The 16,083-nt window shown below is 62.4% G+C and carries 16 protein-coding genes and 4 tRNA genes; 10 read left to right on the top strand and 10 right to left on the bottom strand.

The annotated features are described in order from the left end of the window. The first annotated feature begins 2 nt into the window (after positions 1–2). The 3 genes from M5C56_RS13255 to yacG are packed head-to-tail and all read left to right on the top strand — an operon-like array spanning position 3 to position 1,695. Positions 3–875, top strand: a complete 873-nt coding sequence (locus M5C56_RS13255) for an A24 family peptidase (RefSeq protein WP_103494692.1) — start codon at positions 3–5, stop codon at positions 873–875. Beyond that, the gene (gene coaE, locus M5C56_RS13250; protein ID WP_103494691.1) at positions 872–1,495 is read left to right on the top strand and encodes a dephospho-CoA kinase; all 624 of its coding nucleotides are present in this window, start codon (positions 872–874) and stop codon (positions 1,493–1,495) included. The genes M5C56_RS13255 and coaE overlap by 4 nt, the downstream gene beginning before the upstream one ends. Beyond that, the gene (gene yacG, locus M5C56_RS13245; protein ID WP_040071046.1) at positions 1,492–1,695 is read left to right on the top strand and encodes a DNA gyrase inhibitor YacG; all 204 of its coding nucleotides are present in this window, start codon (positions 1,492–1,494) and stop codon (positions 1,693–1,695) included. Before coaE ends, yacG begins: the two co-directional genes overlap by 4 nt. A gap of 11 nt (positions 1,696–1,706) precedes the next feature. On the opposite strand, the gene M5C56_RS13240 is transcribed toward yacG, so the two are convergent. Further along, the gene (locus M5C56_RS13240; protein ID WP_103494742.1) at positions 1,707–1,922 is read right to left on the bottom strand and encodes a hypothetical protein; all 216 of its coding nucleotides are present in this window, start codon (positions 1,920–1,922) and stop codon (positions 1,707–1,709) included. A gap of 62 nt (positions 1,923–1,984) precedes the next feature. Continuing rightward, positions 1,985–2,671: an energy-coupling factor ABC transporter permease gene (locus tag M5C56_RS13235; protein WP_103494690.1), complete on the bottom strand. Its 687-nt coding sequence runs from the start codon at positions 2,669–2,671 to the stop codon at positions 1,985–1,987. A 141-nt stretch (positions 2,672–2,812) separates the two neighbouring features. On the opposite strand from M5C56_RS13235, the gene M5C56_RS13230 reads away from it, so the two are divergent. From M5C56_RS13230 to M5C56_RS13220, 3 genes are all read left to right on the top strand, one after another. Continuing rightward, complete coding sequence (locus M5C56_RS13230; protein ID WP_103494689.1) at positions 2,813–3,439, top strand: DUF1780 domain-containing protein; 627 nt, start codon at positions 2,813–2,815, stop codon at positions 3,437–3,439. A gap of 66 nt (positions 3,440–3,505) precedes the next feature. After that, positions 3,506–3,679 carry a DUF3094 family protein gene (locus M5C56_RS13225; protein WP_100941192.1) on the top strand — a complete coding sequence of 58 codons (174 nt, stop codon included), beginning with the start codon at positions 3,506–3,508 and terminating at the stop codon, positions 3,677–3,679. Positions 3,680–3,742: 63 nt separating this feature from the next. Then, positions 3,743–5,041, top strand: a complete 1,299-nt coding sequence (locus M5C56_RS13220; RefSeq protein WP_103494688.1) for an NAD(P)/FAD-dependent oxidoreductase — start codon at positions 3,743–3,745, stop codon at positions 5,039–5,041. Between the two features lie 188 nt (positions 5,042–5,229). Here M5C56_RS13220 and M5C56_RS13215 read toward each other — a convergent pair. The 7 genes from M5C56_RS13215 to rluD all read right to left on the bottom strand — a co-directional run bounded on the left by M5C56_RS13215 (position 5,230) and on the right by rluD (position 10,419). Further along, positions 5,230–5,306: transfer RNA gene (locus M5C56_RS13215), tRNA-Pro, on the bottom strand. Between the two features lie 93 nt (positions 5,307–5,399). Further along, positions 5,400–5,475, bottom strand: a tRNA-Lys gene (locus M5C56_RS13210). A 5-nt stretch (positions 5,476–5,480) separates the two neighbouring features. Further along, a tRNA-Pro gene (locus tag M5C56_RS13205) sits at positions 5,481–5,557 on the bottom strand. A 9-nt stretch (positions 5,558–5,566) separates the two neighbouring features. Continuing rightward, a tRNA-Asn gene (locus M5C56_RS13200) sits at positions 5,567–5,642 on the bottom strand. A 397-nt stretch (positions 5,643–6,039) separates the two neighbouring features. After that, positions 6,040–8,604 carry an ATP-dependent chaperone ClpB gene (gene clpB, locus M5C56_RS13195; protein ID WP_103498789.1) on the bottom strand — a complete coding sequence of 855 codons (2,565 nt, stop codon included), beginning with the start codon at positions 8,602–8,604 and terminating at the stop codon, positions 6,040–6,042. 130 nt (positions 8,605–8,734) lie between these two features. Further along, complete coding sequence (gene pgeF / locus M5C56_RS13190) at positions 8,735–9,460, bottom strand: peptidoglycan editing factor PgeF (protein WP_103498790.1); 726 nt, start codon at positions 9,458–9,460, stop codon at positions 8,735–8,737. Further along, the gene (rluD, locus tag M5C56_RS13185) at positions 9,457–10,419 is read right to left on the bottom strand and encodes a 23S rRNA pseudouridine(1911/1915/1917) synthase RluD (protein WP_103498791.1); all 963 of its coding nucleotides are present in this window, start codon (positions 10,417–10,419) and stop codon (positions 9,457–9,459) included. The genes pgeF and rluD overlap by 4 nt, the downstream gene beginning before the upstream one ends. A gap of 150 nt (positions 10,420–10,569) precedes the next feature. Here rluD and M5C56_RS13180 point away from each other — a divergent pair, with 150 nt between their 5' ends. From M5C56_RS13180 to M5C56_RS13165, 4 genes are all read left to right on the top strand, one after another. Then, positions 10,570–11,592 carry an outer membrane protein assembly factor BamD gene (locus M5C56_RS13180; RefSeq protein WP_103498792.1) on the top strand — a complete coding sequence of 341 codons (1,023 nt, stop codon included), beginning with the start codon at positions 10,570–10,572 and terminating at the stop codon, positions 11,590–11,592. A gap of 204 nt (positions 11,593–11,796) precedes the next feature. Further along, on the top strand, positions 11,797–12,030 hold the full coding sequence (locus M5C56_RS13175) for a PP0621 family protein (RefSeq protein ID WP_103498793.1): 234 nt from the start codon (positions 11,797–11,799) through the stop codon (positions 12,028–12,030). Beyond that, positions 12,020–13,609 carry an ATP-binding protein gene (locus tag M5C56_RS13170; RefSeq protein ID WP_103498794.1) on the top strand — a complete coding sequence of 530 codons (1,590 nt, stop codon included), beginning with the start codon at positions 12,020–12,022 and terminating at the stop codon, positions 13,607–13,609. Before M5C56_RS13175 ends, M5C56_RS13170 begins: the two co-directional genes overlap by 11 nt. 2 nt (positions 13,610–13,611) lie before the next feature. After that, on the top strand, positions 13,612–14,955 hold the full coding sequence (locus M5C56_RS13165) for a sigma-54 dependent transcriptional regulator (RefSeq protein WP_103498795.1): 1,344 nt from the start codon (positions 13,612–13,614) through the stop codon (positions 14,953–14,955). Positions 14,956–14,958: 3 nt separating this feature from the next. Here the strand turns inward: M5C56_RS13165 and thiO are convergent, their stop codons facing one another. Further along, positions 14,959–16,059: a glycine oxidase ThiO gene (gene thiO / locus M5C56_RS13160; RefSeq protein ID WP_103498796.1), complete on the bottom strand. Its 1,101-nt coding sequence runs from the start codon at positions 16,057–16,059 to the stop codon at positions 14,959–14,961. Positions 16,060–16,083 lie beyond the last annotated feature (24 nt).

The raw sequence follows: 16,083 nt of genomic DNA, 5'->3' as shown, positions 1-16,083 counted from the left end.
CGATGCCCCTACCCGACTTCCTGGCCAGCCACCCGCTGGCCTTTATTTTTTTCGCCCTGCTCCTCGGCCTGATCGTCGGCAGTTTCCTCAACGTCGTGGTCTGGCGCCTGCCGAAAATGCTCCAACGCGACTGGCGCACCCAGGCCCACGAAGTCCTCGGCCTGCCTCAACCCGCTCCCGACCCGACCTACAACCTGCTACTGCCCCACTCCCATTGCCCGCACTGCAATCACCAGATCCGCGCCTGGGAAAACCTGCCGCTGGTCAGCTACCTGCTCCTGCGCGGCCAGTGCTCCCAATGCAAGGCCCCCATCAGCAAACGCTACCCGCTCACTGAAATGGCCTGCGGCCTGCTCTCGGCCTTTGTCGCCTGGCACTTCGGCTTCGGCTGGCCCGCCGGCCTGATGCTGATGCTGACCTGGGGCCTCTTGGCCATGAGCCTGATCGACGCCGATCACCAGCTCCTGCCTGACGCCCTGGTCCTGCCGCTGCTCTGGCTCGGCCTGATCGCCAACCACTTCGGTCTCTTCACCGACCTGGACGACGCCCTGTGGGGCGCCGTAGCCGGTTACCTGAGCCTATGGTCCGTCTACTGGCTGTTCAAGCTGCTCACCGGCAAGGAAGGCATGGGCCACGGCGACTTCAAGCTGCTGGCGATGCTCGGCGCCTGGGGCGGCTGGCAGATCCTGCCGTTGACCATCCTGCTCTCATCCCTGGTAGGCGCGGTGCTGGGCCTGATTCTGCTGCGCCTGCGCAACGCCCAGACCTCGACTCCGATCCCCTTCGGTCCCTATCTGGCAATTGCCGGCTGGATTGCCTTGCTCTGGGGTGGTCAAATAACCGCTTCCTATCTGCAGTTTGCCGGTTTCAAATGACCACAGCCGTTTCAACACCCTGGATTCTCGGCCTTACCGGCGGCATCGGTAGCGGCAAGAGCGCAGCGGCGCAACACTTTATCGACCTCGGCATCCACACCGTGGACGCCGATCACGCCGCCCGCTGGGTGGTGGAACCCGGTCGCCCGGCGCTGGCGAAGATCGCCGAGCACTTCGGCCCCAGCGTGCTGCAAGCCGACGGCCAACTGGACCGCGCCGCCCTGCGCACGCTGATCTTCGAAGCCCCGGAGCAACGGCGCTGGCTCGAAGCCCTGCTGCATCCGCTGATCGGCGAAGAGATCGCCAAGCACCTGGCCCGGGCACAATCGCCCTATGCGATCCTGGTCTCGCCGCTGCTGATCGAATCGGGACAATACAAGAACACCCAGCGCGTGCTGGTGATCGACGCCCCACAGGCGTTGCAGATCCAGCGCACCCAGCAACGGGACCAGACCAGCGAACAACAGGTGCAGGCCATCCTCAAGGTCCAGGCCAGCCGCGAAGAACGCCTGCGCCATGCCGACGATGTGCTGGTCAACGACCGCGACCAGGCCTGGCTACGGAGCGAGGTCGAGCGTCTGCATCACTTTTATCTGACTTTGCGTGGAGGCCACTCATGAGCCAACCCTTGACCGTTGAATGCCCGACCTGCGGCGCCCCCGTGGAATGGACCGCCGCCAATCCGCAGCGGCCGTTCTGCTCCGACCGCTGCAAACTGATCGACCTCGGCGCCTGGGCCTCGGAAGAACACAAGATTCCCGTCAGCCCCGATGCCGAGGACGACCTGTTCTCCGACGATCTGCCGCCTCGCGCCCACTGATCGAGAGAGAATCAGGGCCGCATAAAACCGTAGTCCTGCTCATCATCGAGGTTCTCGGCAAGAAATTGCAGTTCGTCCGCCAGATCCTCCGCACTGCGCAACGCCTTGCTCTGCTGCACCACCGCGCTGAGCAAGGCGCGCAGGCCCAGCCCCGGTTCGAATCCCTCCACTTGTGCATCTTCCAGACTGGCCTGCACCTGCTGACGCGCCCATTCGTACACACTCATGACCTTGCTCCCGGTTTTTTCCGCAGCATGGTCGTGGGGCGAACCTGCCGGCTTGACCCAGGTCAACGGGGCTCATTGTCCTTCCAGGGTGCCGACAGGTAGCGGGTGCGGTTGAAGGTTTCCAGCCACTCCGGACAGAACACCACCAGCGCGCTGACCACCATGCCGTTGATAAAGGCCTCGGGAAAAATGATCAGCCACAGGTAACCGACAAAATCCCCCAGCCACTCCGGCAGGGCGAAACGCCCGTCGAACCAGAGCAATCCAAGGCTCGCCAGCAGGCAGAGCAAAGCCGCCAGGGCGGCGGCGAAAAAGCCCGAGCAGAAGATATACACAAAGGGGTTACGCGGCTGCGCCCGCTCCACCAGGATCGCGCAGACCTCCGTCACCAGCACCGGCAGCAGGATCAGCAAGGTGCCGTTGACGCCGAGCGCGGCCAGGTCCTGGCGCCCCAGCAACACCAGGCCGAGCTGCGCCACCAGCCCGCCGACAATCGCCAGCGGCCAGTCCAGCAGCAGGGTCACCGCCGTCATACCGATAAAGTGATAGGACACCCCGGTATCGAAGTCACGTCGCACCAGCCAGAGCAGAAACAGGGCGAAGACCGTGCCGAACAGCAGGTGCTGGCGGCGACTGTCAGTGAACAGCTCGACCCAGGGCGAACGCCAGATCGCCCAGGCCACCACCGGCAGATAGATCAGCCAACCGATGACCAGGCTGGCGGGCGACAGCAGTTGCGCGCCGATCATAAAAACATCTCCACACTCCGCGGACTCGATAACACTTGCCGGCTTGAGTCCTGAAGTCTACACCGCCCGTTACGACGCATCGCGTCGACAAAAATTGCCCAGGACTTCCAGCCTTTGCAGTTTCGACGCTAAGCTTGGGCCATGGACGACTCGGATTTTCTACGCTTGCTGACCATCCAGGCGGAGCAAGCCAACACCTTTCTTTCCAATGCCCGCAAATGGGAGCGTGAGCGTTGGGTCTGCCAGCGCCTGCTGCAAGGACTGAACATTCCCTATCGCGCCGAAGACTTCCACCCCGCCCAGGAGCCGCCGGACGTGCTGTTTCGCGATGCCTGCTTCGAGGTGTTTTTCGTCCTCGACGAAGGCCGGCGGCTGAACGATGAGTGGCGCGAAGAGTTGCAGCGCCGGCGCAGCGCCTTTTCCCTGAGCCAGCTGGTGCGCCGCGAAGCCAAGCCCAGGCGCATTCCCGCCTCCGAGTTGTTGCAGCGGCTGGCCCCGACCCTGCGCAAGAAAGCCCACAATTACAAGGAGCGCGGGCTGGACCTGGGTGAGCTGGACATCATCGCCTTCGCCAGTCTCAAGCGCGAAGTGCTCGACCTCAACAGCCACTTCCCGCCGCCGACCGAATACCTGCGCCAGGGCTGGCGCTCGCTGTCGCTGGTGGGGCCGACCTTCGCCCGGGTGCTGTTCGCCCACCCCGATGCCCCGGACTTCCTGCGGGGCAATCTGGGGCGCAGCATTGTTTTCGACGTCGGCATCAGTTTGTAAGCCATGGCGTAATCACTGTACCAGTGATACAAAGCACCTTAGTGACGTCTACCTGACGAGGCTCCCATGACCAGCCGCCTGAACCCCGACGACCAGCAGCATGTCGATCAGTATCTGCAGCTTCCCCAACACCAAGTCGAGCGCCGGCCCTTTCGGCCGTGGATGCTCCTGGTGGTGGTGCTCGCCGTGGTCATCGGCCTGGGCCTGTTGAGCCGCTTCCTGAGTTACCTGGTGCTATGAGCTGCCTCGCGCTCGCCCGGATAACGCAGGCACAGATTTCCTTTAGCCTTGCGAGATATCCCCATGAACCATCGTATCGTGATCGTCGGCGGCGGCGCCGGCGGCCTGGAACTGGCGACCCGCCTGGGTAAGACCCTGGGCAGACGCGGCATTGCCAGCGTCATGCTGGTCGACGCGAACCTGACCCATATCTGGAAACCCCTGCTGCATGAGGTGGCGGCCGGCTCCCTCAACTCTTCGGCCGACGAGCTCAACTATGTCGCCCAGGCGAAATGGAACCACTTCGAGTTCCAGCTGGGGCGCATGAGCGGGCTCGACCGCGAGCAGAAAAAAATCCAGCTGGCCGCCACCTACGACGAACACGGCGTGGAGCTGCTGCCTGCCCGGGAACTGGGCTACGACTCGCTGGTGATCGCGGTGGGCAGCACCACCAACGATTTCGGCACCGAGGGCGCGGCGCAACACTGCCTGTTCCTCGACACCCGCAAACAGGCCGAGCGTTTCCACCAGCAGTTGCTCAACCACTACCTGCGCGCCCATGCCGGACAGACCGATACGGTCGAGCAGATCAGCGTGGCGATTGTCGGCGCCGGTGCCACGGGCGTGGAACTGGCGGCGGAGCTGCATAACGCCGCTCACGAGCTGGCGGCCTATGGCCTGGACCGGATCAAACCGGAAAACATGCACATCACCCTGATCGAGGCCGGTCCTCGGGTGTTGCCGGCCTTGCCGGAGCGTATCGGCGGACCGGTGCACAAGACCCTGGAAAAACTCGGGGTGCGGGTCATGACCAATGCGGCGGTGAGTGAAGTGACCGCGGACAACCTGGTGACCGCCGACGGCCAGGTGATTGCGGCGAGCCTCAAGGTCTGGGCGGCAGGGATTCGCGCGCCGGGCTTTCTCAAGGACATCGATGGCCTGGAAACCAACCGGATCAATCAGCTCCAGGTATTGCCGACGCTGCAGACCACCCGCGACGAGAATATCTTTGCCTTCGGTGATTGCGCGGCCTGTCCGCAGCCAGGGACCGACCGCAATGTACCGCCACGGGCACAGGCGGCCCACCAGCAGGCGTCATTGCTGGCCAAGTCGCTGAAACTGCGTATCGAAGGCAAGACCTTGCCGGAATATCGCTATACCGACTACGGCTCGCTGATTTCGTTGTCGAGGTTCTCCGCCGTCGGCAACCTGATGGGTAACCTGACCGGTAGCGTGATGCTGGAAGGCTGGCTGGCGCGGATGTTCTATGTGTCGCTGTACCGGATGCACCAGATGGCGCTGTATGGCACCTTCCGCACCCTGATGCTGATGCTGGGCAGCCGGATCGGACGCGGGACCGACCCACGGTTGAAGTTGCACTGACAGCGGGTGCCATAGTAGGAGCGAGCTTGCTCGCGATGGTCGTGAACAATAACGCGTGTTTAGCCGGTACACGCGGCGCTCTTGAGCCCATCGCGAGCAAGCTCGCTCCTACAGTCCAGGGCGATCAAAAGCCTTGAGTAAAATACAGGCAAAAAAAAGCACCCTTGCGGGTGCTTTTTTTCTGAAGATGGTCGGGGTAAGGGGATTCGAACTCCTGACATCCTGCTCCCAAAGCAGGCGCGCTACCGGACTGCGCTATACCCCGGTAAAAAAAAGGCACCCGTTAAAGGCGCCTTCTGCGATCAGCGCTTTTGGCCTCTGATCTTAAGATTCAATCCCAGCGAACTGGTTTCAAAAATGGTGGGTCGTGTGGGATTCGAACCTACGACCAATTGGTTAAAAGCCAACTGCTCTACCAACTGAGCTAACGACCCAAAAATGGTCGGGGTAAGGGGATTCGAACTCCTGACATCCTGCTCCCAAAGCAGGCGCGCTACCGGACTGCGCTATACCCCGATTTGAAATTGGCTCCGTGACCAGGACTCGAACCTGGGACCCAATGATTAACAGTCATTTGCTCTACCGACTGAGCTATCACGGAACTACATATTTCAAGTTACAACCTTTACCACAGACTTTCATCGCTGAAAGCTTCCTCAACCAGGCTTTTGCATCGCTGCGTTCGCTTGTCTGAGGCGCGCTATTCTACAACTCTGAAAACCTCTGTCAACCCCTTAAATTGCTTTCAAGACAATGATTTGCAATCTTTTTTCGAACTTCCCTTGTGGGAGAAATCCGAGGGGTGACGTACTGCGGGGCGCACTTTACAAGCCTTTGCCCCTGAGTTCAACGCCCTATCGAAAAAAACCTGCGAAATCGCAATACACTGTGTAGGAGCCGGCTTGCCGGCGATGAGGCCAGCAAGCCTTGCATCGACCTTGCGGACGCCATCGCCGGCAAACCGGCTCCTGCAAGGGGATCGCGTTGATCCCGGGTACTCAGGCAAACACGATCTCGTCGTTGACCACCGAGGCCGTCACGCTCGTTCCCGGCAGGAACCGCCCCGACAGGATCAACTGCGCCAACGGGTTCTCGATCCAGCGCTGGATCGCACGCTTGAGCGGCCGCGCGCCATAGACCGGGTCGTAGCCCACCGCGATCAACTTGTCCAAGGCCTCGCTGCTCAGTTCCAGCTTCAGCTCGCGCTCCACCAGGCGACTGCGCAGGCGACCCAACTGGATCTCGGTGATACCGGCGATCTGATCCCGGGCCAAAGGCTCGAAAATCACCACCTCGTCGATCCGGTTGATGAACTCCGGCCGGAAATGCGTACTCACCGCATCCATGACCGCTGCCCGCTGCGCCTCGCGATCCCCCACCAACTCCTGGATCTGCGCCGAGCCCAGGTTGGAGGTCATCACGATCACGGTATTGCGGAAGTCCACCGTACGACCATGGCTATCGGTCAGGCGACCGTCTTCCAGCACCTGCAGCAGGATGTTGAACACATCCGGGTGGGCCTTCTCGACCTCGTCCAGCAGGATCACCGAGTAAGGCTTGCGCCGTACGGCCTCGGTCAGGTAACCGCCTTCCTCATAGCCCACATAGCCCGGTGGCGCCCCGATCAGGCGCGCCACGGAGTGTTTCTCCATGAACTCCGACATATCGATGCGCACCATGGCCTCTTCGGTATCGAAAAGGAATTCGGCCAGGGCCTTGCACAGCTCGGTCTTGCCCACCCCGGTCGGGCCGAGGAACATGAAGGAGCCGCTCGGACGGTTCGGATCGGACAAGCCGGCCCGGGAACGGCGTACCGCGTTGGCCACCGCCACCACCGCCTCGTTCTGGCCGATCACGCGCTGGTGCAGCAGGCTTTCCATCTTCAACAGTTTGTCGCGCTCGCCTTCGAGCATCTTGGACACCGGGATACCGGTCCACTTCGACACCACTTCGGCGATTTCCTCTTCGGTCACCTTGCTGCGCAGCAGCTGGTTCTCGCTCTTGCCGTGCTGGTCGACCATCTGCAGGCTGCGTTCCAGATCCGGAATCACGCCATATTGCAGCTCGGCCATACGGTTGAGATCGCCTTTACGGCGTGCCGTTTCCAATTCCTGGCGCGACTGCTCGATTTTCTGCTGGATCTGCGCCGAGCCCTGTACTTCGGCTTTTTCCGAGGTCCAGATCTCTTCCAGGTCGGCGTACTCGCGCTCCAGGCGGACAATTTCTTCCTGGAGTTTTTCCAGGCGCTTTTTCGCCGCTTCGTCGTCTTCTTTCTTCAAGGCCTGGGATTCGACCTTGAGCTGGATCAGGCGACGCTCCAGACGGTCCAGCACTTCCGGCTTGGAGTCGATCTCCATGCGGATACGGCTGGCGGCCTCGTCGATCAGGTCGATGGCCTTGTCCGGCAACTGGCGGTCGGTGATATAACGATGACTGAGCTTGGCCGCCGCGATAATCGCACCGTCGGTGATCGCCACCTTGTGGTGCACTTCGTAACGCTCTTTCAGGCCACGGAGGATGGCAATGGTGTCCTCCTCGCTCGGCTCTTCCACCAGTACCTTCTGGAAGCGCCGCTCAAGGGCCGCATCCTTCTCTATATATTGGCGATATTCATTGAGCGTGGTCGCCCCGACGCAATGCAGCTCGCCACGGGCCAAGGCCGGTTTGAGCATGTTGCCCGCATCCATCGAGCCTTCGCCCTTGCCGGCGCCGACCATGGTGTGCAGTTCGTCGATAAACAGAATGATCTGCCCTTCCTGCTTCGACAGTTCGTTGAGCAGCGACTTCAGGCGCTCTTCGAACTCGCCGCGGTACTTGGCGCCGGCAATCAGCGCGCCCATGTCCAGGGACAGCAGGCGCTTGCCCTTCAGGCCATCCGGCACCTCGCCATTGATGATGCGCTGGGCCAGGCCCTCGGCAATGGCGGTCTTGCCCACGCCGGGCTCGCCAATCAGCACCGGGTTGTTCTTGGTCCGCCGTTGCAGCACCTGGATCGTGCGACGGATCTCGTCGTCACGGCCGATCACCGGGTCGAGCTTGCCTTCTTCGGCACGCTTGGTCAGGTCGACGGTGTACTTGTCCAGGGCCTGGCGCGCGCCCTCGGCGTTGGGGTCATTGACCGCCTCGCCGCCGCGCAGGTTGTTGATGGCATTCTCCAGGGCCTTCTTGCTCACACCCTGGCCGAGCAGCAACTTGCCCAGCTTGCTGTTCTCATCCATGGCGGCGAGCAGCACCAGCTCGCTGGAAATGAATTGGTCGCCCTTCTGCTGGGCCAGGCGATCGGCCTGGTTGAGCAGGCGCGCCAGATCCTGGGACATGTTCACGTCGCCGGTGGGATTCTGGATTTTCGGCAATTGATCGAGCTCTTTGCTCAATTCCTTGCGCAGGCTGTTGATGTCGAAACCGACCTGCAACAGCAGGGGTTTGATCGAGCCGCCCTGCTGTTCCAGCAGCGCCTGCATCAAGTGCGCAGGCTCGATGGCCGGATGATCGTGGCCGACCGCCAGGGATTGGGCGTCTGACAACGCCAACTGCAACTTGCTGGTTAAACGATCTATACGCATGAGTCACCTTCCTTTGGAGCAGGCCGGAGCAAAGGACGCACCTGAATAAAGAAACCTGCCAGATGCCCAAGTAGATGCGGCCTATTCTGAGAGATTCAAGCGTCACAAGCTTGACGAAGATCAGAAGAGTCTAGTCTTCCAGCCAGATCAGGGAGGCGAAGCGACCGGTACGCGGACTGCGCCGGTAGGAGAAAAAGCGCGGGTCGCTGACCGTACACAGCCCGCCACCATGGACGGCGGTGATTCCGCGGGCGGCCAGACGCAGGCGCGCCAGGGCATAAATATCGGCCATGAAGCGTCCGGCATTGACGCTGGGGACAAAGGCTTCGATTGTTTCAGGATGCGTAGAGAGAAAGGCTTCGCGCACTTCCGCCCCCACTTCGAAGGCACCGGGACCGATGGCCGGGCCGAGCCAGACGAGGATTTGCGAAGCCGGCACGTCCAGTCGATCGACCGTGGCTTCCAGCACGCCTGCGGCCAACCCACGCCAACCGGCATGGGCAGCGGCTACGCGGGTGCCAGCACGGTCGCAAAACAACACCGGCAGACAATCGGCGGTCATCGAGGTGCAGGCAATGCCCGGCGTACTCGTCCAACTGCCGTCAGCTTCGGCGGTCAGCGTCGGATCGGCCTCGACCACCCCGACACCGTGCACCTGGCGCAGCCAGGCGGGCTGAATAGCAAAGGTATCGGTGAGGCGACGGCGGTTTTCCGTGACGGCGAGGGGATCGTCGTCGACATGATCACCAAGGTTGAGACTGTCGAACGGCGCCAGGCTGAGGCCGCCCGCCCGCGTGGTCACGCAGGTCCTGACCCGCGCCGGCGCAGGCCAGTCGGGAATCAGGAAGTCACTCACCCGATGAACGCCTCGCGGTCCTGCTTGAGCAACGTCAACAACCAGACGAAATCGTCCGGCAGTGGCGACTCCCAGCTCATACGCTTACCGCTGGTCGGATGATCCAACTCGAGGAAACGTGCGTGCAGGGCCTGGCGCGGGAAGTTTTTCAGCGACTCGACCATGGTCACGCTGGCCGCCGGCGGAATACGGAAGCGACCGCCGTAGGCAGGATCGCCGACCAACGGAAAGTTGATGTGGGCCATGTGCACGCGAATCTGGTGGGTACGACCGGTTTCCAGCTTGACCCGGACATGGGTGTGGGAACGGAAGCGTTCCAGCACACGGTAGTGACTCACCGCCTGCTTGCCGCCTTCCATCACCGCCATGCGCTGGCGCTGCTGGCCGTGGCGACCGATGGGCGCATTGATCTTGCCGCCGGCGGTGACCACGCCGATCACGATGCATTCGTAGATCCGGCTGACGCTGCGGCTCTGCAATTGCGTGACCAGCTGCGTCTGGGCCTGGATGGTCTTGGCGACCACCATCAGACCGGTGGTGTCCTTGTCCAGGCGGTGCACGATGCCCGCGCGCGGCACATTGATAATGTCCGGCACGTGGTGCAGCAAGGCGTTGAGCAAGGTGCCATCGGCGTGACCGGCAGCCGGATGCACCACCAGGCCCGCGGGTTTGTTGATCACCAGGATATCGTCGTCTTCATAGACGATATCGAGTTCGATGTCTTGGGCGATCCATTCACCCTGAGCTTCCTGCTCGGCAATCAGTTCAAGAACAGCGCCACCATGGACGATGTCTCGCGGGCGGATAACCGCGCCATCCACAGTCAGGCGGCCGTCTTTGATCCAGGCGGAAAGGCGCGAGCGAGAGTGCTCAGCGAAGAGTTGGGCGGCGACTTGATCGAGGCGTTGGCCGCCCAGTTCGGACGGCACCTCTGCGCGAAGTTCAATTTTATCGGACATGCTCGGACTAGGCGTCGGCACAGCCTTTGGTTTCGGCTGCGCGCTTGTGGTTAAATACGGCGTCTTTTGCCCCGAGGCTATCAACGGGGCACTCATCATAACAGGACGGCCCCGCCCAAGACAGCGGCCGTCATAGGGACGCAAGCCGCCATGCAAGTGAGACACCTGCTGCTGATCGCCATCCTCGCACTGACTGCTGCTTGCTCGTCGAAGGAAGTCGTCGACGAAAACTTGAGCGAAGTCGAGCTGTACCAGCAGGCGCAGGCCGACCTGGACAACCACAGCTATACCAGCGCCACCGCCAAGCTCAAGGCTCTGGAGTCGCGTTATCCGTTCGGTCGCTACGCCGACCAGGCCCAGCTCGAACTGATCTACGCCAACTACAAGAATGGCGAACCTGAGGCTGCCAAGTCGGCCGCCGAGCGTTTCATTCGCCTGCACCCGCAACATCCGAACGTGGACTACGCCTACTACCTCAAGGGCCTGACCTCGTTCGACCAGGACGTCGGCCTGCTGTCGCGCTTCCTGCCGCTGGACATGACCAAGCGTGACCCGGGCGCGGCCCGTGACTCCTACAACGAGTTCGCCCAGCTCACCAGCCGCTACCCGAACAGCCGCTACGCGCCGGACGCCAAGCAGCGCATGATCTACCTGCGCAACCTGCTGGCGGCCTACGAGATCCACGTGGCCGACTACTACCTGACCCGTCAGGCCTATGTCGCCGCCGCCAACCGCGGTCGTTATGTCGTGGAAAACTTCCAGGAAACCCCTTCGGTCGGTGACGGCCTGGCGGTGATGGTCGAGTCGTACCAGCGTCTGCACCTGGACGAACTGGCGGCTTCGAGCCTCGAAGTGCTGAAAACCAACTACCCGAACCATCCGACGCTGGTGGACGGTCAGTTCGTGCCACGGGTCGCCGAGGCGGACAACCGTTCGTGGATGAGCAAGGTCACCCTGGGCCTGATCGAATCCCGTCCACCGCTGCCGCCGGGCGAAACCCGCGCCAACCAGGACGTGGTCAAACAGTTCCAGGACGCCAAGGATTCGATTCCGTCGGACCTGAAGCCGGAAGGCGGCGACGCGGCCCAGGAAGAGCAACACGAGGCCGAAGGCAGCAAAGGCAGCAGCAACCGCTCCTGGTTCAGCTACATGACCTTCGGCGTGTTCGACTGAGTCACAGCCCCGTGTAGGAGCCGGCTTGCCGGCGATGGCGGCAGCCCATTCAGCGCCGCCCTCTTCCCCTACCCGCCGCCGGCGTAAGAAAAGAGCCTTTGGAGGCTCTTTTTTTTGCCTTCGCCACGCCCCCTATCAAATGCGCTGTGCGCCCGGCATGTCCTTGGCTAAACTGCCGGATCATTTGCCAATAAGCGGGTTGCCATGGTTCGCCTACTGTTCTGGATTGCACTGATTGCGGCCGCCGTGTGGTTCTGGCGTAAATTCAATCGACCCACCGCCCCCAACCGCCCGGCAGACACACTGGAAGCCGCGCCCATGGTCCGTTGCGCCCATTGCGGCGTGCACCTGCCCCGTGACCGCGCCCTGAGCGTGCAACAGGACTGGTATTGCAGCCAGGCCCACCTCGAGCAAGGCCCGGGCCCTCGTGAGCGCTGAGACCTTCAGTCTCGGCGGCGCCCAGGCCCAGCGCCTGCTACGGCTTTATCATCTCTACCGTCTGAGCATCGGTATCGCCCTGGTCTTGCTGATCTCCAGCAAGATGGACGACAAACTGCTGGAACTGGCCGACGGCGAACTGTTCCGCACCGGTAGCTGGATCTACCTGATCCTGAATATCCTGGTGGTGGCCCTGCTGGAAAACCCCAGGCGCCAGGGCCAGGTCTTTATCCTGGCACTGGCGGATGCGGTGATGCTGTCCGGCCTGTTCTATGCCGCCGGCGGCGCACCGAGCGGCATCGGCAACCTGCTGATCGCCTCCGTGGCCATCAGCAACGTACTGCTGCGCGGCCGCATCGGCCTGCTGATCGCCGCCGTCTCGGCCATCGGCATCATTTACCTGACCTTCTACCTGAGCTTCAGCCGCCCGGCCGCCGCCGGCTATTACGTGCAGGCCGGTTTGCTGGGCATCTTGTGCTTCGCTGCCGCGGTTCTGGTCCAGGGTCTGACCCGGTTGCTGGCGGTGAGTGAAAACCTCGCCGAACAACGCGCCAGCGACGTCACCAATCTGGAAGAGCTCAACGCCCTGATCCTGCAGCGTATGCGCACCGGCATCCTGGTGCTTGACGAACAACACCGGGTGCAGCTCGCCAACCAGGGGGCGCAGACGCTGATGGGGGAGCAGGACCTGAACGGTCATGTGCTCGACGCCTATTCCCTGGAATTGGTCGAGCGCCTGCAAGTCTGGCAACGCAATCCGATACTGCGCCCGCAAAGCCTGAAGATCCTCGGCGCCGGTCCGATCCTGCAGCCCAGCTTTATCGCGCTCAAGCGCGGCGAGCAGACCCAGACACTGGTCTTCCTCGAAGACCTGTCGCAGATCGCCCAGCAGGCCCAGCAGCTCAAGCTCGCGGCCCTCGGGCGCCTGACCGCCGGGATTGCCCATGAGATCCGTAACCCATTGGGCGCCATCAGCCACGCCGCCCAACTGCTACAGGAGTCGGAGCAGATGCCGGAGGCGGACCGCCGTCTCACGCAGATCATCCAGGACCAGTCCAAACGCATGAACCTGGTGATCGAGAACGTGCTCCAACTGTCCCGGCGGCGCCAGACACAAGCGCAACTGCTCGACCTCAATAAGTGGCTGCAGGCCTTTGTCAACGAATGGCGCGAGCGTTCCCGGCCCAAACAGTGCCTGCACCTGCAGATCGACGACGCGTCCCTGCAGACCCGCGCCGATCCGCTGCAACTGACCCAGGTGCTGAACAACCTGCTGGAAAACGGCCTGCGCTACAGCGCCCAGTTGCATGAACTGGCGCAGGTCTGGCTGACCTTGGCAGTGGACCCGAACAACGGGCTGCCGACCCTGGAAGTCCTGGATAACGGCCCCGGCGTCGCCGCCGAGCAACGCCAGCACCTGTTCGAACCGTTCTTCACCACCGAGAGCCAGGGCACCGGCCTTGGCCTCTACCTGTCCCGCGAGCTATGCGAAAGCAACCAGGCGCGCCTAGACTACTCGGTACGCCAAGGCGGCAGTTGCTTTCGCATCACCTTCGCTCACGCACGTAAACAGAGTTGAACATGAGCCCACGGCAGAAGATCCTGATCGTCGACGATGAACCGGATATCCGCGAACTCCTGGAAATAACCCTGGGCCGGATGAAACTCGACACCAGCAGTGCGCGCAATGTGGCGCAAGCCCGGGAAAAGCTGGCCCAGGAAAATTTCGACCTGTGCCTGACCGATATGCGCCTGCCGGACGGCACCGGTCTTGAGCTGGTGCAGCATATCCAGCAACGTTATCCCCAACTGCCGGTGGCGATGATCACCGCCTATGGCAGCCTCGACACCGCGATCAACGCCCTGAAGTCCGGCGCCTTCGATTTCCTGACCAAGCCGGTGGACCTGGCCCGCCTGCGGGAACTGGTCGCCAGCGCCCTGCGTTTGCCCACCAGCGGTGGCAAGGCGCCGTCCATCGACAGCCGGCTGCTGGGGGATTCACTGCCCATGCGCGCCCTGCGCAAGCAGATCGACAAACTGGCCCGCAGCCAGGCACCGGTGTATATCAGCGGCGAGTCGGGCAGCGGCAAGGAGCTGGTGGCGCGGCTGATCCATGAACAGGGACCACGCGCCGAACGGCCGTTCGTACCGGTGAACTGTGGGGCGATTCCGGCCGAGCTGATGGAAAGCGAGTTTTTCGGCCATCGCAAAGGCAGTTTTACCGGCGCGGTGGAGGACAAACCGGGGCTGTTCCAGGCGGCCAATGGCGGCACGCTGTTTCTCGATGAAGTCGCCGATTTGCCGCTGGCGATGCAGGTCAAGCTGCTGCGCGCCATCCAGGAAAAGGCTGTGCGCAGTGTCGGCGGCCAGCAGGAGGAAATCGTCGATGTGCGCATCCTCTGCGCCACCCACAAGGACCTGAACGCTGAGGTCAGTGCCGAGCGTTTTCGCCAGGACCTCTACTATCGCTTGAATGTCATTGAATTACGGGTGCCATCCTTGCGTGAGCGCCGCGACGATATCGAGCCCCTGGCCACCAATGTTCTCAATCGGCTGGCCTCGGGCAGCGGCATGCCGGCGGCTCGCTTGCATCCGCTGGCGCTGGATACGCTCAAGGGCTACCGCTTTCCTGGCAACGTGCGGGAATTGGAGAACATGCTCGAGCGGGCCTACACCCTGTGTGAAAACGAACAGATCGAAGCCGGCGACCTGCGTCTGGCCGAGGGTGGCGGGAGCACCATGCAAGTCGGCGAACCGAGCCTGGCGCAGATCGACAATCTGGAAGATTATCTGGAGAGCATCGAGCGCAAGCTTATTCTCCAGGCCCTGGAGGAAACCCGCTGGAACCGCACGGCGGCGGCCCAGCGCTTGAACCTGTCGTTTCGTTCGATGCGCTATCGGCTCAAAAAGCTCGGGCTGGATTAAGCCTCAGATCCGGCCCTCGGGCGCATAAGGCGCCGGATCGATGATCGGCTCGCGTCCCAGCAACAGATCGGCAAACAGCTGGCAGGACGCCGGCGCCAGCACCAGTCCGTTGCGAAAATGCCCGCAGTTCAGCCATAGCCCCTCGAACCCCGGCACCCGGCCGATATAGGGAATCCCCTCGGGCGAACCCGGGCGCAATCCCGCCCAATGCCCGACCACCTCAGCCTGCGCCAACGCCGGAATCAACTCGACCGCCGAGGCCTTGAGGCTTTCCAGCGCCGACAGCGTCGGCGTCTTGTCGAAGCCTTCATGCTCCAGCGTGCTGCCCACCAGGATATGCCCGTCACGCCGGGGAATCGCATAGCGGCCTTTCGCCAGGACCATGCTCGACAGAAAATCCGCCGCGCACTTGTAGAGTATCATCTGGCCCTTGACCGGCTCGACCGGCAGCGCCAGCCCCAAGCTGCCCAAGAGTTCGCCGCTCCAGGCCCCCGCCGAGAGCACGACCTGATCGGCACGCAGCTCACCCGTGGCCGTGCGTACGCCGACCACGCGCTCGCCTTCACGGAGAAACCCGGCGACTTCGCACTGCTCGCGAATCGTCACATTGGGCAAGGCCTGCAAGGCTACCTTGAGGGATTTCACCAGGCGCGGGTTACGCACATTGGCAACATTGGCCATATAGATGGCTCGGGAATACCCCCCCCCCATCACCGGCACCGCGTCGTGAACCGTCGAGATATCCACCGCACTCAGGGGACGCTGCTCACGTTCGGCCCAGGCCAGGGCCTCGGTTTCGTCGTCCAGATCGAGCCAGTACAGGCCGGTGGTGTGAACCTCGGGATCGACACCGGTGGCGGCAAACAAGCGCTCGCCCAGTTGTGGATAGAAGTCCTGGGACCAATGGGCCAGGGCCGTGACCGCCGGGCTGTAGCGCCAAGGGTACAGCGGAGAAACGATACCACCGCCGGCCCAGGAGGATTCTTGGCCCAACCCGGAACGGTCGAGCAATGTCACCTGCCCGACCTCGGCGGCCAGATTGAAGGCAGTCAACAGGCCAATCACGCCGCCGCCGATGATTACCACGTGTTGTTGCGTTGTCATCACGTCATCCAACAGAAAAAGAAA

The organism is Pseudomonas sp. MWU13-2862 (genome assembly GCF_023242495.1).
Taxonomy (GTDB): domain Bacteria; phylum Pseudomonadota; class Gammaproteobacteria; order Pseudomonadales; family Pseudomonadaceae; genus Aquipseudomonas; species Aquipseudomonas gingeri_D.
The sequence above is the reverse complement of the archived record's forward strand: the minus strand, read 5'-3'. Positions and strand labels throughout refer to the sequence as shown.